Raw genomic sequence first — 24,164 nt, 5'->3', positions numbered from 1 at the left:
GATACCAGGAGTTTGTGAGCCGCTATCCTTTCCTGGAAACGCGGTTGCCGCAACACCAGATAGCAGCCTATCTGGGCATTACGAAGGAGTCGCTGAGCCGTTTACGGCATAAGATGGCGAGAGGAGAGTAGGTATCTCCCTTCATAAATTCATTACCATATGTCATTTTCTGTGAGCCGGCAAGCCCTCAACTTTGCGGTAAACAAACAGACCATGACAACACATCCGATTTTAGCTTCTTTTGAACTGGCTGGTCATACGGTGAAAAACCGTGCAGTAGTTGCGCCTATGAGTCGCGCCAGCGCTACGTTACAGGGGGTACCCACCGCTGCTATGCATACCTACTATGAAAAATTTGCAGCAGGTGGTTTTGGCATCATTATCACAGAAGGACTTTATACAGATACCATTGCCAGTCAGGCATATCCACATCAGCCGGGCATCGTAACGCCGGCGCAAATAGCCGGTTGGCAGCAGCTGGCAGAAAAAGTAAAAGCACACGGCAGCTTATTTATTGCCCAGCTGATGCACGCGGGTGCGTTATCCCAGCACTTAACACATACACAGGCGCCTTCGGTGGTTACCCCGCTGGGCAGAAAATTACGTTCCTATGGTGGGGGAGATGGACCATTTCCCATACCTGCCGCCATGACGGTAGCGGATATACGCGCTGCCGTGGAAGGCTATGCGCAGGCGGCTAAGAATGCCGTTGATGCCGGATTTCATGGTGTTGAACTGCATGGGGCCAACGGTTATTTGCCCGATCAGTTTTTAACAGCTTATACCAATCTTCGTAACGATGAATACGGAGGTGCTGTTGCCAACCGTTTTCGCATCATTGCCGAAAGTCTGGTGGCGATCCGGAAAGTAGTGCCACCCGGTTTTATGGTGGGCCTGCGGTTATCGGAAGGCAAGGTCAATGATGATCATTACCGCTGGCCGGAGGGGGCTGTTACGGCGGCTGCCATTTTGGAAGAAGTAACTAAAGTGGCCCCTGACTATGTACATATTTCGGGCGAAGGCAGCACCTGGGAGCGACTGGGTGTATATGCGAATAATGAGTCACTCACGGGAATGGCTAAACGTATCGTACAGCGTCCTGTGATCGCTAATGGGGGACTGGAAGATCTGGTGGTGGCTGGCAGGGCGTTGCAGGAAGGGCATACCGATTTTATTTCCCTGGGCAAGGCGGCATTGGCGAATCCTGACTGGCCGGCAAAAGTAGCGGCAGGGCTGCCGGTATTGCCTTTTGAACGTAGTATGGCTGCGCCCTTTCCACCACAGGAGGTGTAAGGGCAAAAAGGAAAGAAGGTGTATACTTCTTTCCTTTTTATTCTCCGTTATTGAGCATCTCGAGTTCGAGCAGCTTACTGCCGCCGGCAAAATCTGCTGCGGCATCCGGACATAAAACGGAACCTAATGAATTCATCATTCTTTGGGTAACAAGATCTATATCTTCAGTTGTGGTTGATAAGAAAGGAGCCTGGCTTTTTAGCCTCGATATTAAACCGTTTTTTTGCTGTACAGAAATATCTACAATTTTATTGATTCTCTCTACAGCCGCTTTGTATAACTCGTCATAATAAAATAGCATATTCATATAAAACTACCTTTTTGTACGGTTCAAATGTATGCTTATACCTATAATCCTGGCTATAGGAAAATATTATGACCTATAATTAATAATTATAAATGGTTTTGGCCATTTTGATGAATCTTTTGTTCAGGTCGCTGGTTTCACCTTTACGCTGAATGAAGTAAAAACTGCGCTCGATTCGCAGTCCTTCGAATTGGAGGATCGTCAGTTCCCCATGCTGCAGCTCTTTCACAATAGAGCGGGTAGAGAGAAACCCGACGCAACCGGACTCCAGCAAAAAATTTTTCAATGCTTCTGTGCCACCCAGCCTTACCTTTATTTTCAGGTCATTCAACCGGATCTTACTTTTCAGCAGCCCCGTTTTAATCGCTTCCAGGGTGCCGCTACCTCTTTCCCGGATGGCCACCGGCATACTGAGAATGTCTTTCACGGCATAGTTCTTTTTCTTTGCCAGAGGGTTGTTGCGGCTGCATACCGCTACGATCTGATCTTTCAGAAAAGGCTGATAGGTGATATTACTCAGCTGTCCTTTTTCTTCTGTTACGCCAATATTAATTTCTTTATCGAGCAGTGCCTGCAATACAATTTCACTGTTTCTGTTTAACAGCGAAATATCTACCAGTGGATATTCCCGGTGAAATGCCGACATTACTTTAGGGAGAATATACAACGCCGCAGTGGTGCTGGCGCCCAGGTTCAGCATACCGGTGGCTTGTTGCTGGTCATGGATCACGGAAATATCGAACTCTGTTTCCTGTTGTATATGCCTGACCGTTAGTAAGCGGTTGTACAGTAATTGCCCGGCTTCTGTGAGTTCTATCTGCAAACCCTTTCTTTCAAATAATTTGGTCTTATACTGTTCTTCCAGTCCTTTGATATGTGTGCTCACCGCAGGCTGTGAAATAAACAGTGCCTGGCTGGCCCTGGAAAAACTTTTCTGGTGAGCCACTTCCATAAAAATCAGGTGACGGTTGGATAGCATAATAAAGTATTGATGACTGAATATATTCAATTTTCAGCTTCCGGACGAATGGGCATTTTCAAGGCATCAATGAAACTTTATGATTAAATGGATAAAAAACCCGGCGGTGAACAGCCGGGGTTTTCTATATACCCTATTTCTCCGTCACAACTTCCGTTAATTTATCCAGCTGTGCGATAATTCCCCAACCATAAAAGTCATTAGCCACCGCTATCAGCAGCTCATTATTTCCTTGCATGAACGGCAGGTTAAAAGAACTGTTATCTACGGTGCAACGTCCATCTGGTTGCTTCATCAGCGGACTACCATAGATGTTTTTATCTATGTATACATATTTGCCATTTACAAATACCCATACCTCATCACTGAAACCGAGGTTTAATTTCCGTTGCTGTGCTACGGCCGACTGAATAGTTGTTTTCAACCATACCAGCCGGCGAACACCTCTTTCTGCGCCGCCGAATTTCCGGGTCAGGTTAATCAGCCCCCTTCTTTCGGCATGGATAGTATCCCAGGGCGTTTCTTTGCCGGGAAAGTAAGTCTCGCTGTAATCAATTTTTGCCGGCATGGTGATCGCCGGACTAACCTGCCATTTGCGGAGATAACGGGCGTCGTTGTTGGTGATATCCACCCCTTCCTGCGGAGAAAGACCACCTGTTTGATCCGGCTTTACCACCAGGTTGGCAATGATCATTTGCCCCTGGAAAGCAAGGGCGCCATGCCAGCTGTTGCCTTCCAGTTGTGGTACTTCCAGCACCGGATGCAGGCTATCATTTACGTATACACGTAGTTGTTTGCCGGATACCACCAACTTTACATGATTCCACTTTCCTTTTTCAAACCAGGCTGCATTCTGGTAATGATACAGCATGTCCCAAAGATTCACCCCTCCTATAAAAGGCGCATATTGTACGGCATCTTCCTTGCCAGCAGCGGCCGTACGGAAATAGAAACATTCGTTCTCGGCAGCGTTGCTGCGCCGGAAATAAAAAGACGCAAAGTAAGGGTCCAGTGGCTCCATGTCATATTCTATGGTACCATCTTTAAAGTCGAGGTTTTTTAACACCACCGTATCAGGACTGTTTAATATCTTCATGGCCGGCACGGATTTGTAGGTAAGGAATTCTACCGTACCGGGCTTGAAATTCCAGTTGGCTGCCTGCATAGGTGCGGTGATCACCGTTTTCTTTTGTTGGGCGCCGGCACCTGCCGGTAGCAGCAATAGTAATAACCCAATGGCTGTTTTTGTCATGACCGTTTTTTTATTTGAATGGATAGGCCGACAAAGATGAAAGATCACTATTTAAAGGCGATACAAGGGAGGAGCAAGTTGGTGCAAGTCCGTACAAGTTGGCAATACACTCATAAATAATGAATAACAGTTTTGAAATAAATTATATAAAAAAGTGCCTCGCACTACTGGAAACCCGGTTAAACTGGGGTGCCAGCAGTGAATGGACCAGCTATGATTTTGAAAAACTAAGCATCGCCATAGAAGATGCCACCGGGGTAACGCTGAGCATCACTACCCTGAAACGACTTTGGGGAAAATTAAAATACACCCATATTCCTACCACCACTACGCTGAATACACTGGCGCAATTTGCCGGATATAATGATTGGCGGGATTTCAAAAAGCAGGTGCCACTGGAACCGGTAGACATAGCAACCGGGGAGCAAATGGAAGCCACGATACCCATACCGCAGTGGCATGCCGGAACAACGCCAGCCACATCTCCCGAAGGGCAGGTGTACCCTGCAAAACCTTCCCGAAAATGGGCCTGGTGGTTATTGGTGTTAGTACCAATGGCTGCAGCCATTTACCTGTTATTGATCTCAAATGATAAACCCGGAGCGCCGGTAAATCCCAGCGACTATTCCTTTAGCAGCAATAAAATCAGAACTTCCGGCGTCCCTAACTCTGTTATCTTTAATTATGATGCCGCCGCCGCTAAAGACTCCGTATTTATTTCACAGTCGTGGGACATCAGCCGCAAAGTGGCCGTACCAAAGCAGCAGAAAAGCTATTCCGCCATTTATTATACGCCTGGTTACTTCAGGGCCAAGCTGATGGTGGGTAAACAAATTGTAAAAGAACACGACCTGCTGATAGGGTCCAATGGTTGGCTGGCCACCATGGGAAATGATGATGCTGTGCCATTATATTTCAAAAAAGAAGCCGTGGAAAAGAATGGAGAAGTGGCCGTGGATGAAGAATTATTATCACAGTACCATATTGCTTTACAGCCGGAGCCGCCCGTGCTGCGTTTCTTTAACGTACAGGAACTGCACGATCTAAAAAACGATCAGTTTATTTTTGAAACCACCCTGAAAAGCGATTTTCACGAGGGTAAGGCAGCCTGTCAGCGGGTAGAAATACTGATTCTTGGTAAGAATGATATTATTGCAATTCCCTTATGTGCCAAAGGCTGCGTAGGCGATCTGGCGCTATATGCAGGCGGTACCACCGTGCAAAGCCGTGACGCGGATCTCTCCGGATTCGGCTGCGACCTGGATCAGTGGGTGACGCTGCGCGTAGAGGCGAAAGACCGGCATATGCAGTTCATCGTCAACGGACAAACCGCATATGCACTTACTTTCCCGAATGCAGCTACAGACATCGTAGGATTGCAATATTGGTTTACGGGTACCGGCGCCATAAAAGATACCCGCTTTATAAAAGGAGATACCATCATTCGCTTGTAGTTACTGTTGCCGCTCCGTAGATTCAATCCTTTTTTGTTCCACTTCTTTTCCCGTGGTACGTCCAAACCGATAATTTACATTCACTTTCACAATACGCGTGGAATACTTCTGCAGAAAATCCTGGTAAAACTGCCCGGGCAACTCTGTTTGCCAGCGGTTACGGTTGGTGTTAAACACATCGTTCACACTAAGCGTCAGGGCCAGGTTCTTTTGTTTCAGGAAATCTTTTTTTACGGCCAGGTCCACGCTGCTGGTAGAAAGCATTTTGCCCTGTGGAATAATTTTCGGTGCTTCATACGAGGCCGACAACTGTAGCGTAATATCTGCCGGCAATCTGGCGTCAGAGCTCATTTTGGTGAACCAGCTGAAGCCACTGTTGGTAAGACCAATATCACTGTTGCTGTCTTTGATCCGGGTATCAAAAAAGTTTACATTGGTGCTTAGCTGCCACCACGACGTGATCGGATTTTTAAAGATCAGCTCTACGCCGTAAGTATTGCTTTGATCGGCATTTACATAGGTGGTCAGCAGTGTATCGGGTGCCACCGGATAACTGTAGCTGCTAATCGGATCATGAATATTACGCAGGTAAGCCGTGGCAATCAGCTGCGACTGGCCAAAAGATTTATTATAAGAAAACTCTACCAGGTTGGTGTACGCAGATTTTAAAGCAATATTGCCTTTGAACAGATTCTGTGGATTGGCGTAATCTATCCTTGGGGAAATTTCCTCAAAGTCGGGTCTGGTCACGCGTCTTGAATAGTTGAGGTGCAACTCCTGATCGTGGCCCAACTGCTGTGTCAGGAAAATGCTGGGATAGATGCCGGGATTATGATAACGGATGGTGTTGGCACTATCCTGCATCACACCGGTATACTCGTATTGTTCAAAACGTAAACCAGCGATATAGCTAAACTTACCATAGCTGTCGCTGTAATTACCATAGGCTGCATAGGTTGGATCTTTATAGCTGAAGTTATAGGTGGCGTAAGGGTTTACGATATATTTACCGGTCGCCGGATCATAATCTTCCATCCGGTTTTGGTGATGATCTTTATGCCAGCTGATTTTTACACCGGCTTCCAGTTTTGCTTTATTATCTTTAAAAGTGTTGGTATAATCAGATTGCAAAATGATGGTATGTGCGCGGATGCCGCCATTAAACTGCTGCAATACCGGATGGGTGGTGTTACCATCTTTTTCATGGTACTGCAGGCGATAACGGCCATCTTCCGGACCATGGTATTTTTCCGCGCTGAAATCGGCGGTGAGTTTTTCACCGGCTTTGCGGAAAAGGTGGGTATAACTGAGTATCGCCTGCCCGAAGCGGAATTTTTCCAGGTTGCTGGTATAGCGGGTGGTAGCGGAATCGCTGTTGTTTATTTTAGGGAGATAGATACTTTGTTGTTCACTCCGGGTGCGGAAATTACCACCACCGTACAGGCCGGACAAGGAAAAGATGTTCCGTTTATTGCCTTCATAGTCGAGCGTAAACTTACCCCTTCTGAAAGGCCCTTTGGTAGCGCTGTTGCCATATTGTTCCAACTGGGTACCGGCGTAGATATTATTCCGGAAAATGGTTTCCGTTTGTTTATGCTGATGTCCGTGATCCAGGTAATTCACGTTCAGCCGAAAGGCGCCTTTAGCTGCGTTGATATCGCCATAAAGATTGTATTCCGGCATATTGCTCCAGTTGGCATTCACGGAGCCAAACACGCCACCTTTGGTATTTCTTTTTGAAATAATGTTAATGATGCCATTGGCCCCCTGAGCATCATATTTGGCTGAAGGGTTGGTAATAATTTCAATAGATGCTACCTGGTCTGCCGGTATCTGATCGAGCGTGAGGTGGGTGCGCTTGCCATCTAACAATAATACAGGTGTGCCATTGCGGAGGGTAATTTTACCTGCCGGTGAAATGGTGACACCCGGCACCTGCCGGAACACTTCGGCCACGGTACCACCTTTTGCATTCAGGTTGGCGGATACATTAAATACTTTTTTGTCTGCCGCCATTTGAAGCGATGCTTTTTGGGCAGTAATGGTAATGCCTTTGAGTTCTTTTTTGGAAGACACAGAATCCTGACTAAATCCGTATAAGGAAGAAAAAAGGAGGGCAAATAGTGGTGCTGCAATACATTTCATGATGCCGAGATAATAATAATGATGAACCGGTCGGTGGGTTTGGCTTAGTAAAACATCCGACCCGGCAAGAGAATACAGTGGCGCAAAGTTGTGGCTTAATTTCAAGGGCCAGCCATCGGATCCGGAAATCATTTTACGCAGTCGGGAAACTTTCTCTTCCTGCATTCATCAAAAATAATATGCCCTTGTGGCGGGATTTTTTATCTTTGCGCCTTGTGAAAAACAGGGGTGTATACATATTATTTCTCATTTTCATACTTCATCATACTGCTTTCGATCAGCTACTGAAGCTGCCTGCACTGGTAGTTCATTACCAGGAGCATCAGCAACGAAACAGCCATTTGAGTGTGATGGGATTTTTGTGCATGCACTACTGGGGACAGGATGACGACGACAATGATGAAGAACGGGATATGCAACTGCCTTATAAAACAGTGGACATCCATGCCCTGCATCATTCCTTTATTCCCCTCGCTAAAGTGATGGTGATAAAGCAACAAACCTATAGCGAAATAACCATCCAATACCCGGCGCTGAAAGATAACTACCTGCCGGAACCAGCGCTCACCTCACCTTTCCGCCCTCCTAAAGCATAAGTCTTTTTGAATAATGATTTGATTTCCCCCTGTTGCTAACAGGGGGAAATGCGCATTTTATTTCTATTTGACTTAACGAAAAAGGACATGCTAAATAAGATCATTAGCTTTTCTGTAAAGAATAAGCTGATTATAGGGCTATTTGTACTGGCACTGATTGGCTGGGGAACCTTTGAGGTAACCCGTTTGCCTATTGATGCAGTACCGGACATCACAGATAACCAGGTGCAGGTAATTACGGTATCTCCTTCGTTGGGAGCACCGGATGTGGAACGCCTCATTACTTTCCCGATAGAACAGGCCTGTAGTAATATCCCCGGACTGAAACAGATCCGGAGCTTTTCCCGGTTTGGGTTGTCGCTGGTCACCATTGTGTTTCACGATGAAACGGATGTTTACTGGGCCAGACAACAAATCAGTGAACGGTTGCAACAGGTGCAGCAGGAAATTCCTGCCGGTGTAGGGTCGCCTGCGATGGCGCCGGTCACCACTGGTTTGGGAGAAATTTATCAATACGTGGTACGCCCGCTACCCGGCTATGAAGGCAAATACGGCCCCATGGAATTACGCACCCTGCAGGATTGGGTAGTGCGCCGGCAACTGCTGGGCACTCCTGGTGTGGCGGATGTGAGCAGCTTTGGTGGGGAACTTAAACAATATGAAATCGCCGTGAAATCGGGGCAACTCAAAGCCAATAATATTTCTATCGCAGATGTATTTGATGCCCTGGAGAAAAATAATGAGAATACCGGTGGCGCCTATATTGAAAAAGGGCCTACCGTTTTATATATCCGCAGTGAAGGATTGACCAAAGGAATAGATGACATTGAAAAAATAGTGGTAAAAACACTGGACAACGGCATGCCCGTACTGATACGCGATGTGGCCGTAGTGCAACTGGGCGCTGCCACCCGCTACGGCGCCATGTGTTTTAACGACAAAGGCGAAGTAGCCGGCGCCGTAGTGATGATGCTGAAAGGAGAAAATTCCTCCGCAGTCATCAAAAGAGTAAAAGAAAAAGTAGCGGAAATTCAAAAATCCCTGCCGGAAGGCGTGGTCATAGAACCTTTCCTGGACCGCACCAAAATGGTGAACAACGCCATCAAAACAGTAGAAACAAACCTCATAGAAGGCGCTCTGATCGTAGTCTTTGTGCTCGTGTTTTTCCTCGGCAACCTGCGGGCAGGATTAATTGTTTCTTCCGTGATCCCGCTGTCGATGTTGTTCGCCATTATCCTGATGAACAAATTTGGCGTGGGAGGTAACCTCATGAGCCTTGGTGCTATTGACTTCGGACTGATTGTAGATGGTACCGTGATCGTCGTAGAAGCGATCTTACACCGCTTCACACACTCTAAACATTTCAGAAAAATCGGGGTACTCGATCAGGACACCATGGATGCTGAAGTAAACGCATCTACCGGCACCATGATAAAATCCGCGGTGTTCAGCCAGATCATTATCCTGATTGTATATATCCCGATTTTGTCGCTCGAAGGTATTGAAGGAAAGATGTTTAAGCCCATGGCCTTTACCGTGGCCTTTGCCATCCTGGGCGCTTTCCTGCTCTCTATCACCTACGTGCCCATGATGAGTGCTCTTTTCCTGAGTAAAAAAATCAGTCATAAACCCTCCCTGGCCGACCGTATGATGGCATGGCTGGAAAGGCGCTATCAGCCGGCATTGTCGTGGATGATGCGTTTCCCGAAAGCTATTATCGCCGGTACCTTGCTGCTGTTTGCTATTGCGGTAATGATATTGGGTAAAATGGGCGGCGAGTTTATTCCTGAACTCGAAGAAGGCGATTTCGCGGTAGAAACAAGGCTGCTCACAGGAAGCAACCTGAATACCACCATTAAAGCTACCCAGCAAACCGCCGCTATTTTGTTGAAGAAATTTCCCGAAGTAGAAAAGGTGGTTACTAAAATAGGCAGCGCCGAAATTCCTACAGACCCCATGCCGCTGGAAGCCAGCGATATGATGGTGATTTTGAAAGATAAAAAAGAATGGACCTCCGCACATACCTTTGATGAGCTGTCGGAGAAAATGAGCAAGGAACTGGCCGTGGTACCGGGTGTGAGCGTAGGTTTTCAGTTTCCCGTACAAATGCGTTTCAATGAACTGATGACCGGCGCCCGCCAGGATGTGGTGTGTAAAATATTTGGAGAAGACCTCGACTCACTTGCATTGTATGCCAACCGCCTGGGCGAGGTGATTAAAACCGTAGATGGCGCCATTAACCTGTACGTAGAAACCGTTACCGGTATGCCACAGGTGGTGATCAACTACAACCGCGATGCCATGGCCAAATACGGTCTTAATGTAAGCGATATTAACCGCGTGGTGAATACCGCCTTTGCAGGGCAAACAACCGGGTTGGTGTATGAAGGAGAAAAACGTTTCGACATGGTGGTGCGACTGGCAGATGAATCCCGCCGCGATTTAGCCGATGTACAACACCTGCTGATCCCCACCCGTCAGGGCATACAGGTGCCACTTGACCAGGTAGCCACGGTGGAAGAAATAGAAGGTCCTAACCAGATCCAACGCGAAGACACCCGCAGAAGGATTATTGTGGGCTTTAACGTGACCGGCAGAGATGTGCAAACGATCGTAACAGAACTGCAGCAGAAAGTAGCCGCACAGCTGAAATTACCACCTGCCTATCACATCGTGTATGGCGGCGCTTTTGAAAACTTAACGGCCGCTAAACAACGGTTATCGCTGGTGGTGCCCATTGCATTGCTGATGATTTTTATGTTGTTATACTTCGCATTCAATTCCGTTAAACAAGGACTGCTGATTTATACCGCCATTCCATTGTCTGCTATTGGCGGCATCCTGGCGCTGTGGCTCAGAGATATGCCTTTCAGTATTTCCGCCGGTGTAGGTTTCATTGCCTTGTTCGGCGTAGCCGTGCTGAATGGTATCCTGCTGGTATCAGAATTTAACCGCCTGAAAAAAGAAGGCTGGCACGATGTGAAAAGAATCGTGATTCATGGTACCAAATCAAAACTGCGTGCCGTACTGATGACAGCCCTGGTGCCTTCACTGGGCTTTATTCCCATGGCCGTGAGCAACGGCGCCGGCGCAGAAGTACAGAAACCATTGGCAACAGTGGTGATCGGGGGCTTAATCATTTCTACTATGCTGACTTTATTTGTATTGCCGGTATTTTATATTCTCTTCGAAAAAGGATTTAAATATTTTAAACCGGGAAAAAAGATGGTGGCTGGCTTTGCGCTGCTGATCATGGTGTTGCCGGTTACGCTGCAGGCACAACAAAAAGTCAGCGCGGAGGAAGCCGTGGAACTGGCGCTGAAGAATAACCTCCGTATGCAGTCGGCTAAACTGGGTGAGCAATATTACCAGTCACTGAAAAAAAGTAACCTGGACATCGATAAAACCAATGTAGGGATAGAATACGGTAAACTGAACAGTGTGGCTAACGACAACCGGTTTACCATCTCTCAGGGCATACAATTTCCTACGGTATACAAACATCAGCGGCATATTAATAATACCAATATTGCCTTGAGTAAAATTAATACCCAACAACAGGCGTATGAACTGAAAGCAGCCGTGCGACAATCATTCTATGCCTTGCTGGTACTGCAACAAAAGAGACAATTGCTCCTGGAGGCCGATAGCATCTACCGGGTATTTCTTGAAAAAGCTACCTTAAGATTTAAAGCAGGAGATGTAGATGCACTGGAGAAATCCACCACAGAAAACCAGCGCATACAAATCTCCAATCAACTGAGTGTATTGGAAACAGATGATGCAGTTTTGCGTAATCAGCTGAAGATGTTGCTGAATACGCCGGAAGAGGTGATACCAGTGGGAGAGGATCCGGTATATCATTTAAAAGAAATTCCTGACTCCGGCTATATTGACCGTACTCCTGTCATGGCCATGCGTCAGCAATTGCTGGAGCGTAGTATACAGGAAAATAAACTGGAGAAAAGCCGGCTGCTGCCCACGCTGAACCTGGGATATAATAATACCAGCATTATTGGCTACCAACGGATAGGAACAGAAGAAAAGTATTTTGGTGGTGGCGACCGTTTTTCATCTGTGAGTGCAGGCATCGGTATTCCGTTGTTGAGTAGTGGACAACGTTCCCGCATTCGTGCTTCCAACATTTTTATACAGCAACAACAACAGGAGCTGGATGCCACCCGGCAGCAACTGCAAACAGAATTGATCAATGCCGAACGGGTGTATGCCAACCGTGCCAAACTCTTTAGCTCCCACACTGTTTTATTAAGCAACGCCTCCCTCATGATTGCAGGCGCCAATAAACGGATGACGGCCGGTGAAATAAGCTACCTGGAATGGGTGATGCTGGTAAACCAGGCACTGGAAATACGGGGTAATTATTTTACGGTGGTGGAAGAACTGAACAATGCAGCCTTCACTGTGGAAAAATTAAGTGGTCTTCATTAAAATATTAAATTCAATAGCATGAAAAAAATTACGTGCATCATATATAGCCTGGGCATTTTTTTATTAGCCTGCAAAGAAAATAAGCCTGAACAGAAAGCCACTACCAGCAAGGAAGTGATGCCCCCTGTGACCAACGAGGTGCAGCTCACCCCGGAGCAGACTAAAACGGCCGCCATAGAAGTAAAAACCGCTACCAATAGGGAAATGCATACCATTCTCCGGGTAAATGGGGTAGTAGATGTACCTCCACAAAACACGGTGTCTGTTAGCATGCCGCTGGGAGGCTATTTAAAAAGTATGCAGCTGCTACCCGGTATGCAGGTAAGCAAAGGACAGGTGTTGGCTGTGCTGGAAGATCCGCAATACATTCAGCTGCAACAGGATTACCTGATGGCCAAAAGTAAACTGCGTTACCTGGACGCAGATTTTAATCGCCAGAAAGAACTGAATGAGTCAAAGGCCAACAGCGACAAGGTTTTTCAACAGGTGAGGAGTGAATTTGAAAGCCAGAAAATTATGGTCAGCGCGCTGAAACAAAAGCTGCAACTGGTGAATATCAATACCGATAGATTAACGGAAGAAACCATCACCCGCAGCATTTCGATCTATGCCCCTATCAGCGGATACGTGACCAAAGTAAATGTCAACACCGGCAAATATGTAAATCCAACAGACGTGCTGTTTGAGCTGATCAACCCGGCAGATCTGCACCTGAGCCTGACGGTATTTGAAAAAGATCTGGCCAGCCTGGCTCCCGGGCAGCAGGTGAAATGTTATACCACCAGCAAAAACGGTGACACCTATGCTGCTACCATTCATCTCATCACCCGCAATGTAGATGAAAACCGCTCCGGAGAAGTACATTGTCACTTTGAAAAATATGACAGGCGTTTGGTACCGGGTATGTTCATGAATGCGGAAATTGAATTGCAAAATGCCAACGTAACCGCAGTACCAGATGATGCCGTGGTAAAATGGGAGAATAAACATTATATTTTTGTATCAGCAGGAAATGATAAATTTATAATGACCCCGGTAGAGATAGGCACCAGTAACGGCGGTTTCACAGAAATAAAAAGTAATATTGGCAGCAAGGAAATTGTTACCAGGAACGCATATACGTTGTTGATGAAGATGAAGAACGGCGGAGAAGAAGGATAATCAGATAACAGATCTGGTATAGGGAGAAATATACCAGACCATTGACACATACATTCGTTTTTTAATCAGCACTATGGCAAATATAGTAGTACCGACGGGTAACGTACAAAGCAAAAGTAAGATTACTACTATCTCAATTATTGCCAGCGGTGGCCTTGCGGCCATTAAATTTATAGTGGGCATATTAACAGGTAGTCTGGGCCTGATCGCAGAAGGCATCCATTCTATGCTGGATCTTTTGTCTACGCTGGTCACCTTTGTGGCGGTGCGGGTAGCGGCGAAACCGCCGGACGCCAACCATCCTTACGGCCATGAAAGAGCAGAGTCATTGGGTGCATTGGCCGGCATGACTTTGCTGGGTGCTACCGCCATTATAATCGCTTATCATGCAGTAGTGAAAATTGTGTGGGAGCCGGGCGCACCGGAAGTAAGTATCTGGTCTTTTTCCATTATCATCGTCAGCATCATTGTCGATTTTATGCGGGTGAGAACATTAAAAAAGGCTGCCCGCCATTATCAGAGCCAGGCGCTGGCGTCGGATGCAGAGCATTTTGGAAACGATATGCTGGGATCCGTTTCAGTATTGGTTGGGTTATTATTCATCTACCTGGCGAAATACCTGCCGCTACCGGTTTGGCTGGTGGACCGCGCAGATGCCTTTGCCGCATTGGGTGTAGTAGCGATCGCTTTTAAATCGGTGTGGAGCATTGGATCAGCCGCCATCCGGTCTTTAATGGATGATGTGCCGGAAGACCTGCTGCCGCGACTGAAAGAACTGGTAGAAAACATACCGGGGGTGGTACCCGGCGCAGTCACGATCAGGACCCGCTTTGTAGGCAACAAGCCCTACGTGGAAGCGATTGTGGGCACGCTGAGAAGTCTGACTTTTGAGAAAGCACATGCACTCACCGAAACCATAGAACATGCCATTAAAGAGGAGTTGGACGATACAGCGGTAGTAATTGTACATGCCGAGCCTATTCATACCACCGATGAACCTTACAGCATTACGGTGAGATCTGTGGCAGCGGGGCTGGACCTGCGTATTCATAACCTGAACCTGTACCTGGTAGCAGATGAAATGAGGATAGAGCTGGACCTGGAAGTGGCAGATGACCTCACCCTGCAGGAAGCACATACCAAGTCGGAGTTGCTGGAAAAGGCGCTGATAAAGGAGTTCCCATTACCGGTAAAGGTTGCCGTGCATATTGAACCCAGAAATGAAATGCCGAGAGAGGCTACCCGTCAGGCGGATGCATTTGAAAAAGTAAGACAGGCCCTCGCAAATTTAAATGCATGGCCCAACGTGAAAATAGACGAGGTATTGCAAACGGGTGAAGGACTGGTGGTTACACTGATCATCTTCTTGCCGGGGCATACCTCGCTGGCACATACACATACCGTGATGTATGATCTGGAGCGTGCATTGAAACTGGAAATAACGGACATTATCCGGGTGCATATTGATCCGGAGCCAATGACCTGATCGCCCGAAGCCAGCGCTGTTTTTGGCAGCGCTGGTTTATAAATCAGCGTTTTTATTTACATTTAGTAAATATGGATGCTGTGAATAAATCCGGGTTGCAATTTTTAGCGGGTGGTGGAGAAATGGGGGCGCTCACCCGATCGTACCCCTGGGAAAGTACCTGTCTGGGTGATCCCGAAACCTGGCCACAGAGTTTACGTACCACCCTTAGTATCCTGTTAAATTCACGCTTCCCCATGTTCCTATGGTGGGGGGCAGAACTTACCTGTTTTTATAACGATGCTTATAGGCCCAGCCTGGGAAATAATGGCAAGCATCCCGGTGCACTGGGACAGCCTGCGCAGGAGATCTGGGTGGAAATATGGGATGTGATAGGGCCACAGATCCGGCAGGTGCAGTTGGGAACTGGGTCTACCTGGAATGAAGATCGCCTCATTCCCATTTACCGTAACGGACAACTGGAAGATGTATACTGGACTTACAGTTACAGCCCGGTATGTGACGAATACGGCGAAATTGCCGGTGTGTTGGTAATTTGTACCGAAACAACAGAAAAGGTAAAACAGCTGTCTACCCTGGAGGATACCAAAAATCAGTTACAATTTGCCATAGATGCGGCGGGCCTGGGCACCTGGGATCTGGACCCCGTTACCCGTAAACTTCGGGGCAACAGCCGGCTGAAAGAATGGCTAGGCTTACCGGACCAGGCAGAAATACCATTGGAGCTGGCCATATCGGCGATAGCGGCAGAAGACCGGCAGCGCGTGACGGATGCGATACAGTATGCCATGAATGTCGCTTCCGGTGGGCATTACGATATTACTTACCCTATTATTCACCCCGTTACGCAAAAGCCCAGAATTGTGCGGGCCATGGGAAAAGCATTTTTTCATGAAGATGGACAGGTGTTTCGTTTTAACGGCACACTCCAGGACATTACGCAGGAGGTGATTGCCCAACAGGCATTGAAGGAAAGCGAAAGTAATTTCCGTATGCTGGTTTTAAATGCACCGGTGGCCATGTGCGTGTTTAAAGGCCCCGCTTTTGTGGTAGAAACGGCGAACCGGCACATGATTGATCTCTGGGGTAAAATGCCGGAAGAGGTACTTGGGAAGCCCATATTTGATGGTTTACCAGCGTTCCGTCAACAGGGATTGGAAGAACAACTTCAGAAAGTATATGAGAGCGGAGAACACTATATCGCCACAGAGCGGGCAGTGTATTTGCCACGGCATGGCGGGTTACAACGGTTTTACCTCAACTTCGTGTGGGAACCGTTGCGGGGGCTGGATGGTAGTGTGATAGGCGTTATCGCGGTGGCGCATGATGTAAGTGGTTTAACGGAAGCCCGTCTTAAAATAGCAGATACAGAAGAACGTTCCCGTCTTGCGATGGAGGTGTCTGAGTTGGGCAGTTATGATGTAAACCTGGAAACCAATACTATTATCGGGTCTCCACGGATGAATGAAATATTTGGTTTGAAGGAAGATCCTACGCACGATGATTATATTTATTCCGTGTATTGGAAAGACCTGCCAGTACGGACCGCCGCCTATGAAGCGGCCATGAAAACCGGCGAATTATTGTATGAGGTGAGGGTAATCCATCCTGATAAACGGGTGCATTGGGTGCGGGTAAAGGGGCGGGTATATTTTGAAGATGGGAAACCGGTACGCCTGCTCGGCGCCGCACTCGATATCACAGATCAGCGGCAACGGGTAGATGCATTGGAAGATAGCAACCAACGTTTTAAGCTGCTCGCAGACGCCATGCCCCAACTGGTATGGATAGCCGATACTTCGGGTAAAGTGATTTATTACAACTCACGCCTGCAGGAATATCGATTGATTGCTACCACCGAAAACGGCTACCAATGGGACATGCTGCTGCATCCGGACGACCGGGAAGCTACTGCCATTGCATGGAGCAATGCCATAGAAGGCATTGCCCCCTATTCTATGGAACACCGGGTGATGATGAAGAATGGTGAATACCGCTGGCATCTCAGCAGGGCCATTGCAGAAAGAAATATCAACGGCGACATTGTACAGTGGTTTGGTACGGCCACCGACATTGATGCCATGAAACAAGCGCAGGAAACCATCCGGGAAAGTGAAGCCCTATTCCGTCAGCTGACAGAAGAAGCCCCCATGTTTGTGTGGATCACTAACACAGACGCCTATATGCAATATGCCAATAAGGAATTACTAAAATATGTGGGTGTTGATATCCAGCAGTTGCGCTTATCAAATATCTGGCAGGAAGTAACACATCCGGACGATATCCCTGTCGTAGCCGCTATTTACGAGCGGCAGAAAAAACACCTGGAACCATTTAGTGTAGAGTGCAGAATCCGCGAAGGCGCCACCGGAAAATACAATTGGTTTTTGTTTAAAGGTGTACCTAAAATAGAGAAACAGGTATTCCTGGGATTTATAGGCACGGCCGTAAATATTCAGGGATTCCGCGATGCAGAACAGACCATGATGGAGTTTTCGCAGCAGCTGGAAAGACAGGTAGCCGCGCGTACACATGAACTGGCTACGGCCAATTATCAACTGCGCCAAACGAACCAGGAGCTGGAACAGTTTGCCTATATCGCCTCGCATGATTTACAGGAGCCGCTACGCAAAGTGCGCACTTTTGCCGGGATGATTTCAGATCCTGATCAGGCATCCAAAAAATTGATTGATAAAATAGAAGTCTCTGCAGCCCGCATGGCCCGACTGATCCATGATGTGCTGAACTTCTCCAAACTATCGGCCTCCCGGGAACTCTTTGACGCAGTAGATCTCGAAAAAGTATTTAATAACATCTACACCGATTTTGAACTGCTGATAGAAGAAAAACAGGCGGTCATTACACATACCCCGTTGCCCGTGGTAGAAGGGATTTCATTGCAGCTCAACCAGCTGTTTGCCAACCTGCTGAGTAACTCGCTGAAATTTAGCAGGGCAGGAGTGCCGCCGCAAATCAACATCAGTGCGGCATCCGCCAGTGCGGAAGATATTGCCGCATACCCCGAACTACATCCCGGTAAACGCTATTGCGTGATCACATTCAAAGACAATGGGATCGGATTTAAGCAGGAGCATGCGGAAAAAATCTTCAAAATATTTCAGCGCCTGCACAGCAAAGATGATTACTCCGGTACCGGCATCGGCCTCGCATTGTGTAAGAAAATTGTGATGAATCACCATGGCGCTATCGATGCCGTGGCCCTGCAAAATGAAGGCGCTATGTTTAAAGTAATTATCCCCTGTGAACAAACACCGGAGTAGTTATTTACTGCGTGCAGCCAGGATTTCCAGGTAGTGTGGATTGAACATGATGCCCAGTACATTGCCAAATGGGTCCAATACCGAAGCGGTGACAAAGCCATGGCCACGGTCTGTAATTTCTTCAAATGCCGTGGCTCCCATCGACAACAATTTTGCCTGCGTAGCCGCTACGTCTTCTACATGCCAGTATACGATGGCGCCACCCGGACCAGCAGTAGCTCCCTGCGGAGTATATTTACTGTCTATCAACCCCAGCTCATGCTGATAATCACCAATACGGAACTCTGCATATCCGGGCATTTCGAAATAAGGTGCGATGCCCAGTAGTTCGCTATACCATTTCTTCGCGGCTTCGTGATCAGCGGCGAAAAAAGTCATTGTTGCCATACCGTGCAAGGTGTTTGGATGTGCCATGTTGCTGTTTTTTTAAGTTAACATTGATTGCTTGTACAAAAGTATTCCAGCCTTGCGACAGCCCTATGTCAGGGGTGTGAAATCTTTTTTTGAGAGACGGAAAAATATTCCATCAGGGTCATTTTATGTGGTTCAAATTTTTCCGGGTGGGTATGTACCTGCAACATGCGGTCCAGGCGAAAATTCCGGTAATCCTTTCGCAGGCGGCACCAGGCCACGAGCAACCAGTTGCCCTGGGTACTCAATAACGCAAACGGCTCTACGGTTCTTTTCGTTACTTCCTGGGTGTCTCCGGAAAGATATTCGATGGTAATAAGTTGGAAATTGGTGAGCGCCAGCTGTAGTACCGATAAGTTATTGCTGGTCCTGATATCATCTGAGTTCTGGGCGAACAACACCCGGTTGGACAACAGGTCAGCCTTGTCTTTGGTGCTGTGCCGTAATACGGATCTTATCTTGTTGATCGCATTGCGGTATTCTTTTACAAAGGATGCATCTTTATTGGTGAGGATAAGTTGTTCGGCGGTGATCAGCGCATTGGCTTCGCATTCGGAAAACATAACAGGAGGCAGGTGATACCCTTCCATAATGCTATATCCTTTTCCCTCTTCTGTTAAAACAGGTACCCCTGATTTTTCCAGTGCCTTGATATCCCTGTAAATGGTACGTACGCTGACGGCAAATTTTGCGGCCAGTTCTGTGGCAGTAATCAACCGTTTTGTTTGCAGCTGGGTAAGAATGGCCGTTAAACGGGACAATCGTTTCGTATCGTTATCAATATCTTGCATGGTGCTTCAGCATATAGGAGGTACACCATAAATTTAAACAAAAAACGCCGCGCTGCCTTACTGTTTCTGGCGAACCCGTTTGGAACTGAGCCAGATCCCCATCAGCACCAGCACGCCACCGGCCAGCTGCCAGGCAGTAAAAGTATCTTTCAGAAAAATCACCGCAATCACCGCGCCGATCACCGGATTTAAATTCATGAAGTTGCCTACCTGTGCAGCAGGTAAACTTTCCAGCGCCCTGTTATACAGGAAATAGGCCAGCGCGGAAGCCATTACCGCCAGATAAGCCATACAAGCCCAGGCCCGGAGCGATATCTCCGGCATCCCATGATAATACACATCGATGGCGCCCACTGGCATCAGTAAAGCACTGCCAATAAACGTACTCACCGAAGTAGCCAATAAGGTATCCGTCTCCTTAATACTCCTCGATAACAGCGTGTAGGTACTCCAGCAGCAAACTGCCAGCACCATTAATACACTACCCAGCAATACATGCGGTGATCCTTTCGGCGTTCCCACAAAACCCACCAGTATTACCCCCGTTACACACAGCATAATACCAACAATGCTTTTGGGCGCCAGGTGTTCTTTTAAAATGATGGCCGCCGGTACCGCAATAGCTACCGGGATCAAACCCTCTATCAGCGCACCACTGGAAGCAGGAATATAGAGCATGGCGAAATTAAAGAAGCCATAGTAGATAGTAACACCCACCATCCCCATTAACACCAGCTTTTTATAAGGCAAAGACTGTTTTACTTTTTTTCGCCGAAGAAGATAAAATGGCAACAATACCGCACATGCCATGAGATGCCGCAGAGAGGCAAACACAAAAGGACGTACCTCCATCACCACCGTTTTGGTGATAGCAAAAGAACTTCCCCATATGAGCATGACGATAATAATACTGATGAATCCTTTTGTACGATCTGTTAGCGCAATTTTTCCCATAGCATTTTCCTGGTGTACAAGATAGCCGTTTTTCTGACGCGATGATGGGTAAATCAGTAGTTTAGCGTATGTTAACTTTTGCTGCGTCACATTTCCAATAAATACGACATTATTTTTCAAAAAAGTTTAGTATAAATAAACAAAATTTCAATTTTTTATTTTAATATTACTTAGCAGAAGAACAGTGAACAATGAAACTATCTGCCAATAGCAATCGCGTTTTGAAAAATAATTTGTGCGGGTAAATACCGACGAATCTTCCACCTGAAAAAGTATAACATGAAAGTTGAAAAGGCAGATGTAGTAGTAATAGGCGGCGGTGTATTTGGTTGCGCCATCGCATATTATTACACCCGCAACAACCCCGGGAAAAAAATCATAGTGCTGGAACGTAACGAGTTGTGTAATGCTGCTACCAGTCGCGCGGCTGCTTTAATGACGAGGATTCGGCCCCGGAAGGCGTTTATCCCGCTTGCCCTGGAAACCTATCATGCTGTAGCAGACATGGAGAAACAACTACAGGAAAGTATGGACGTAAAAACGGTAGGCGTGATGCACGTAGCGGCAGCAGACAGCAGTGTAAATGACCTGGCTGCTTTAATGGCGGTTGCCGCCGAATTTAACGAACCCGCGGAATATATTTCGGTGGAGGAAGCTCATAAACGTGCACCATGGCTGAATACAGCCGAGGCTATACAAATTGGTTACATCCCCGGAGAAGCCTATTGTGATCCTTATTTGCTGGGTACTTTTTATGCACGTTGTGCTAAATTACAGGGCGCCATCTTCCGGCAAGGCGTAACAGTAGATGCCTTGCTGATGGACGGAAATATAGCAGCAGGTGTACATACCAGCGAGGGAACCATCCTCGCCGATATGGTGATTGTAGCGGCAGGCGCCTGGGCGCCGCTATTTGCCGCGCAGGCAGGCATAGGTCTGCCCATGGCGCCGGTAAGAAGTCAATACTGGATTACAGAAAAAGCACCCATTTTTCCCGCAGGATCACCTATTGTATTACTCCCCGATGCACAAGCCTATGCACGGCCGGAAGGCGGAAGTTTGTTGTTTGGTGTCAGAGAGAAGAAATCATATAGTGTTTCACCGGAAGACATCCCCGCGGACATTCATGGTTTTCCTTTTAGTCCGGATAAGGGCATGCATGACCTGATGGAAGTGATAGCCAAATTGGCCAGATTTTTCCCCGGCATTTATGAAATGGGACTGCAACATTATGTGGCAGGATTTTCAGGCTATACGCCGGATAATAATCTCACCATGGGGAAAGCAAAAAACGTGACTAACTTACTGCTGGCTACCGGATGTGTAGGAGCAGGTATCGCCGTTTCCGGCGGAGTAGGACGGGCATTTGCTGAAATGGCGGCAGGTCACGCCAATCCCTATGATTTCAGTAGTTTTGATATCGACCGGTTTGGTACCGTAGATCCTTTTAGCCCGGAGTGGCTGGAAAGGTGTGCCATGGCCAGATCGCTGAAGAAGAGTGGTTGAGATAACAGGCCCTTTTGTATATTTATTTTAAATAGGAACAATGAAAATGAAATCATTCTTATCCCTGTTAGCATTGCTGATAGGGACTACTGTTGTTGCACAACAAAAGACACGTACCCAAAACATCATTTATATTTCTGTAGATGGTTATCGCTGGAAGGAATTGTTCAGGGGCGCCGAGCAGGCACTGCTCACCAATAAGAAATATAATGCTACCAGCGTGGAAGATAATCTCAAGCGTTACTGGGCAGATGATATCAAAGAGAGAAGAAAATTGCTGATGCCCTTTGTCTGGAATTTTATAGCGCAGCATGGACAATTATATGGCAACCGTGATCTGGGCAACAATGTAAATGTACGTAACAAAGCATGGATTTCTTATCCGGGCAGATCTGAAAGCATTACCGGGTATGCCGATCCGGCTATCACTACCAACAGCCATCCGGATAATCCCAATGATAATGTGCTGGAATTTCTTAACAAACAAAAAGGATTCAATGGTAAGGTAGTCACTTTCGCCTCCTGGGATGCAGTGAGCAGAATTGTCAACCGGAACCGGAATGGTATGCTGGTAAATATTCCGTTTGATAATTTGCCCGGCAATAATTTGATGGAGGCGGAGCAACTGGCCAGCGAAACACAACATTATGCGCCTAAAATTTTTGGAGATGGAGAGCGATTGGATGCCAACACTTATGAGATGGCACGCGCTTATATTTTAGCGCATCATCCCAAAGTCGTATACCTGGATCTGGCAGATACCGATGAGTATGGACATGAAGGAAAATATGACGAATACCTGGAAGCTATCCATAACATAGATGCGATGATTGGAAGTCTCTGGCAGCGCTTACAACAGGATAACTTCTACAAAAATAACACAACTTTCATCATCGTGCCGGATCATGGTCGCGGTGACGATGATCAATGGACCAGCCATGGTTCATCTATTCCGCATGCCAACGATACCTGGTTGCTGGTAATGGGACCTGATACACCGGTACTCGGCGAAGTAAAGACCTCCCAGCAAATTTATCAGGATCAGTTTGCGAAAACATTAGCCGCTTTGCTGGGCTTCGATTTTACCAGTCAGCAGCATCCTGTAGGCGATGCTATACCTACCGTAACCGGACGTTAAAACAGCTCATGTGAGAAATAGGAAACAGCTTAAAAAAGCGGGATTATTGTTAATGATGGCCGCGATGTGTACGCATAATGCGGCGGCACAGTCGCCCGCATATGTCCTCGATTTTGATAAAAATAATTTTAAGGAAGTACGTACACCGGCAGCAGATGCGGTGTACACCGTTGACATGCAGCAGTCACAGTTTTCAACAGGACTGAGTGGCTATGCGCTGGATCTTTCCGCCAACGCTATTTTAAGACGACCCGTAAAAGTGGATAAAGCGGCGCTTCCTTCTTTCAACGAAAAAAGTTCTTTCTCCGTGCAGATCTGGGTGAAAACTTTGCCTGGCGCATTAATGGGAACGCCGGTGATGGGGAATAAAAAGTCCGGCGATTTTAATACCGCCGGATGGCAGATCTACTCACAGGAAAATGGCGCATGGGCATTCATCTTACAGGATGGCAAAAACCGCTACGATTATAAACCCACCGCCGAACGACAAAAAATTAACGATGGCAGATGGCACCAGATCGCCTTTACCGTAAACCGCAGCAAACGGGAAGTATGGATGTATCTGGACGGCAAAAATGTGGCGATTTACAATACGCCCGGCGCCGGTAGTTTTGAAAGCGAACAGGCAACAGTAGTAGGTGGCTCCGATGAAAAATGGGAGTATGCCTCCAATGCACAGTGGGATGCTTTTAACGGATTTATTGACGACGTGAAAATATGGGATCAGGCAATCACGCCGGAAACCGTACATCAGCAGTATGTAAATTATTTTCCGGAAGCTAGCGGTAACGAGCCTCCGGCGCCCCGGCAACTGAAAGTATTATCCTGGAATATATGGCATGGTGGTCATCGATACGGGCAGTATGTAGGACTGCAGCGGCTCATAGAAATGATTAAATCTACCAATGCAGATGTGGTGGGCTTAATAGAAACCTATGGATCAGGAGAGGCCATTGCAGAC

The 24,164-nt window shown here is 47.1% G+C and carries 17 protein-coding genes; 10 read left to right on the top strand and 7 right to left on the bottom strand.

Annotated features, from left to right (window positions below; translation table 11 throughout):
* Positions 1-159 precede the first annotated feature (159 nt).
* Positions 160-1,293, top strand: coding sequence for an NADH:flavin oxidoreductase (locus VIP81_RS03520; RefSeq protein ID WP_331957094.1), 1,134 nt, complete (start codon positions 160-162; stop codon positions 1,291-1,293).
* A gap of 37 nt (positions 1,294-1,330) precedes the next feature.
* On the opposite strand, the gene VIP81_RS03515 is transcribed toward VIP81_RS03520, so the two are convergent.
* The 3 genes from VIP81_RS03515 to VIP81_RS03505 all read right to left on the bottom strand — a co-directional run bounded on the left by VIP81_RS03515 (position 1,331) and on the right by VIP81_RS03505 (position 3,831).
* A complete protein-coding gene (locus VIP81_RS03515) occupies positions 1,331-1,600 on the bottom strand; it encodes a hypothetical protein (RefSeq protein ID WP_331957093.1) in 270 nt (89 codons plus the stop codon).
* Between the two features lie 79 nt (positions 1,601-1,679).
* Positions 1,680-2,579: a LysR substrate-binding domain-containing protein gene (locus VIP81_RS03510; protein ID WP_331957092.1), complete on the bottom strand. Its 900-nt coding sequence runs from the start codon at positions 2,577-2,579 to the stop codon at positions 1,680-1,682.
* A 133-nt stretch (positions 2,580-2,712) separates the two neighbouring features.
* Positions 2,713-3,831 carry a hypothetical protein gene (locus VIP81_RS03505; RefSeq protein ID WP_331957091.1) on the bottom strand — a complete coding sequence of 373 codons (1,119 nt, stop codon included), beginning with the start codon at positions 3,829-3,831 and terminating at the stop codon, positions 2,713-2,715.
* A gap of 119 nt (positions 3,832-3,950) precedes the next feature.
* Between VIP81_RS03505 and VIP81_RS03500 the strand changes: the two genes are divergently transcribed.
* A complete protein-coding gene (locus tag VIP81_RS03500) occupies positions 3,951-5,285 on the top strand; it encodes a hypothetical protein (protein WP_331957090.1) in 1,335 nt (444 codons plus the stop codon).
* Here the strand turns inward: VIP81_RS03500 and VIP81_RS03495 are convergent, their stop codons facing one another.
* On the bottom strand, positions 5,286-7,430 hold the full coding sequence (locus tag VIP81_RS03495; RefSeq protein ID WP_331957089.1) for a TonB-dependent receptor domain-containing protein: 2,145 nt from the start codon (positions 7,428-7,430) through the stop codon (positions 5,286-5,288). It lies immediately after the preceding gene.
* A 215-nt stretch (positions 7,431-7,645) separates the two neighbouring features.
* On the opposite strand from VIP81_RS03495, the gene VIP81_RS03490 reads away from it, so the two are divergent.
* From VIP81_RS03490 to VIP81_RS03470, 5 genes are all read left to right on the top strand, one after another.
* Positions 7,646-8,026 carry a hypothetical protein gene (locus VIP81_RS03490; RefSeq protein WP_331957088.1) on the top strand — a complete coding sequence of 127 codons (381 nt, stop codon included), beginning with the start codon at positions 7,646-7,648 and terminating at the stop codon, positions 8,024-8,026.
* 87 nt (positions 8,027-8,113) lie between these two features.
* The gene (locus VIP81_RS03485; RefSeq protein ID WP_331957087.1) at positions 8,114-12,475 is read left to right on the top strand and encodes a CusA/CzcA family heavy metal efflux RND transporter; all 4,362 of its coding nucleotides are present in this window, start codon (positions 8,114-8,116) and stop codon (positions 12,473-12,475) included.
* Between the two features lie 18 nt (positions 12,476-12,493).
* Complete coding sequence (locus tag VIP81_RS03480) at positions 12,494-13,636, top strand: efflux RND transporter periplasmic adaptor subunit (protein WP_331957086.1); 1,143 nt, start codon at positions 12,494-12,496, stop codon at positions 13,634-13,636.
* 73 nt (positions 13,637-13,709) lie between these two features.
* A complete protein-coding gene (locus VIP81_RS03475) occupies positions 13,710-15,122 on the top strand; it encodes a cation diffusion facilitator family transporter (protein WP_331957085.1) in 1,413 nt (470 codons plus the stop codon).
* A gap of 71 nt (positions 15,123-15,193) precedes the next feature.
* On the top strand, positions 15,194-18,403 hold the full coding sequence (locus VIP81_RS03470; RefSeq protein ID WP_331957084.1) for a PAS domain S-box protein: 3,210 nt from the start codon (positions 15,194-15,196) through the stop codon (positions 18,401-18,403).
* Here VIP81_RS03470 and VIP81_RS03465 read toward each other — a convergent pair whose 3' ends face one another.
* The 3 genes from VIP81_RS03465 to VIP81_RS03455 all read right to left on the bottom strand — a co-directional run bounded on the left by VIP81_RS03465 (position 18,404) and on the right by VIP81_RS03455 (position 20,679).
* On the bottom strand, positions 18,404-18,817 hold the full coding sequence (locus tag VIP81_RS03465) for a VOC family protein (protein WP_331957083.1): 414 nt from the start codon (positions 18,815-18,817) through the stop codon (positions 18,404-18,406).
* 68 nt (positions 18,818-18,885) lie between these two features.
* Positions 18,886-19,605, bottom strand: coding sequence for a YafY family protein (locus VIP81_RS03460; RefSeq protein WP_331957082.1), 720 nt, complete (start codon positions 19,603-19,605; stop codon positions 18,886-18,888).
* Between the two features lie 57 nt (positions 19,606-19,662).
* On the bottom strand, positions 19,663-20,679 hold the full coding sequence (locus VIP81_RS03455) for a DMT family transporter (protein ID WP_331957081.1): 1,017 nt from the start codon (positions 20,677-20,679) through the stop codon (positions 19,663-19,665).
* Between the two features lie 159 nt (positions 20,680-20,838).
* On the opposite strand from VIP81_RS03455, the gene VIP81_RS03450 reads away from it, so the two are divergent.
* The 3 genes from VIP81_RS03450 to VIP81_RS03440 form a co-directional block, all read left to right on the top strand.
* Complete coding sequence (locus tag VIP81_RS03450; protein ID WP_331957080.1) at positions 20,839-22,065, top strand: FAD-binding oxidoreductase; 1,227 nt, start codon at positions 20,839-20,841, stop codon at positions 22,063-22,065.
* 46 nt (positions 22,066-22,111) lie between these two features.
* Complete coding sequence (locus VIP81_RS03445; protein WP_331957079.1) at positions 22,112-23,203, top strand: alkaline phosphatase family protein; 1,092 nt, start codon at positions 22,112-22,114, stop codon at positions 23,201-23,203.
* 10 nt (positions 23,204-23,213) lie between these two features.
* The coding region (locus VIP81_RS03440; protein WP_331957078.1) for a LamG-like jellyroll fold domain-containing protein at positions 23,214-24,164 on the top strand (951 nt) is incomplete at its 3' end.

This window comes from Chitinophaga sp., from assembly GCF_036566945.1.
GTDB lineage: Bacteria > Bacteroidota > Bacteroidia > Chitinophagales > Chitinophagaceae > Chitinophaga.
This window is presented reverse-complemented; position numbering and strand designations above follow the sequence as displayed.

Coding starts and splice junctions, on each gene's coding strand:
- VIP81_RS03520 (WP_331957094.1), top strand. CDS start 160: ATGTCATTTTCTGTGAGCCGGCAAGCCCTCAACTTTGCGGTAAACAAA.
- VIP81_RS03515 (WP_331957093.1), bottom strand. CDS start 1,600: ATGAATATGCTATTTTATTATGACGAGTTATACAAAGCGGCTGTAGAG.
- VIP81_RS03510 (WP_331957092.1), bottom strand. CDS start 2,579: ATGCTATCCAACCGTCACCTGATTTTTATGGAAGTGGCTCACCAGAAA.
- VIP81_RS03505 (WP_331957091.1), bottom strand. CDS start 3,831: ATGACAAAAACAGCCATTGGGTTATTACTATTGCTGCTACCGGCAGGT.
- VIP81_RS03500 (WP_331957090.1), top strand. CDS start 3,951: ATGAATAACAGTTTTGAAATAAATTATATAAAAAAGTGCCTCGCACTA.
- VIP81_RS03495 (WP_331957089.1), bottom strand. CDS start 7,430: ATGAAATGTATTGCAGCACCACTATTTGCCCTCCTTTTTTCTTCCTTA.
- VIP81_RS03485 (WP_331957087.1), top strand. CDS start 8,114: ATGCTAAATAAGATCATTAGCTTTTCTGTAAAGAATAAGCTGATTATA.
- VIP81_RS03480 (WP_331957086.1), top strand. CDS start 12,494: ATGAAAAAAATTACGTGCATCATATATAGCCTGGGCATTTTTTTATTA.
- VIP81_RS03475 (WP_331957085.1), top strand. CDS start 13,710: ATGGCAAATATAGTAGTACCGACGGGTAACGTACAAAGCAAAAGTAAG.
- VIP81_RS03470 (WP_331957084.1), top strand. CDS start 15,194: ATGGATGCTGTGAATAAATCCGGGTTGCAATTTTTAGCGGGTGGTGGA.
- VIP81_RS03465 (WP_331957083.1), bottom strand. CDS start 18,817: ATGGCACATCCAAACACCTTGCACGGTATGGCAACAATGACTTTTTTC.
- VIP81_RS03460 (WP_331957082.1), bottom strand. CDS start 19,605: ATGCAAGATATTGATAACGATACGAAACGATTGTCCCGTTTAACGGCC.
- VIP81_RS03450 (WP_331957080.1), top strand. CDS start 20,839: ATGAAAGTTGAAAAGGCAGATGTAGTAGTAATAGGCGGCGGTGTATTT.
- VIP81_RS03445 (WP_331957079.1), top strand. CDS start 22,112: ATGAAATCATTCTTATCCCTGTTAGCATTGCTGATAGGGACTACTGTT.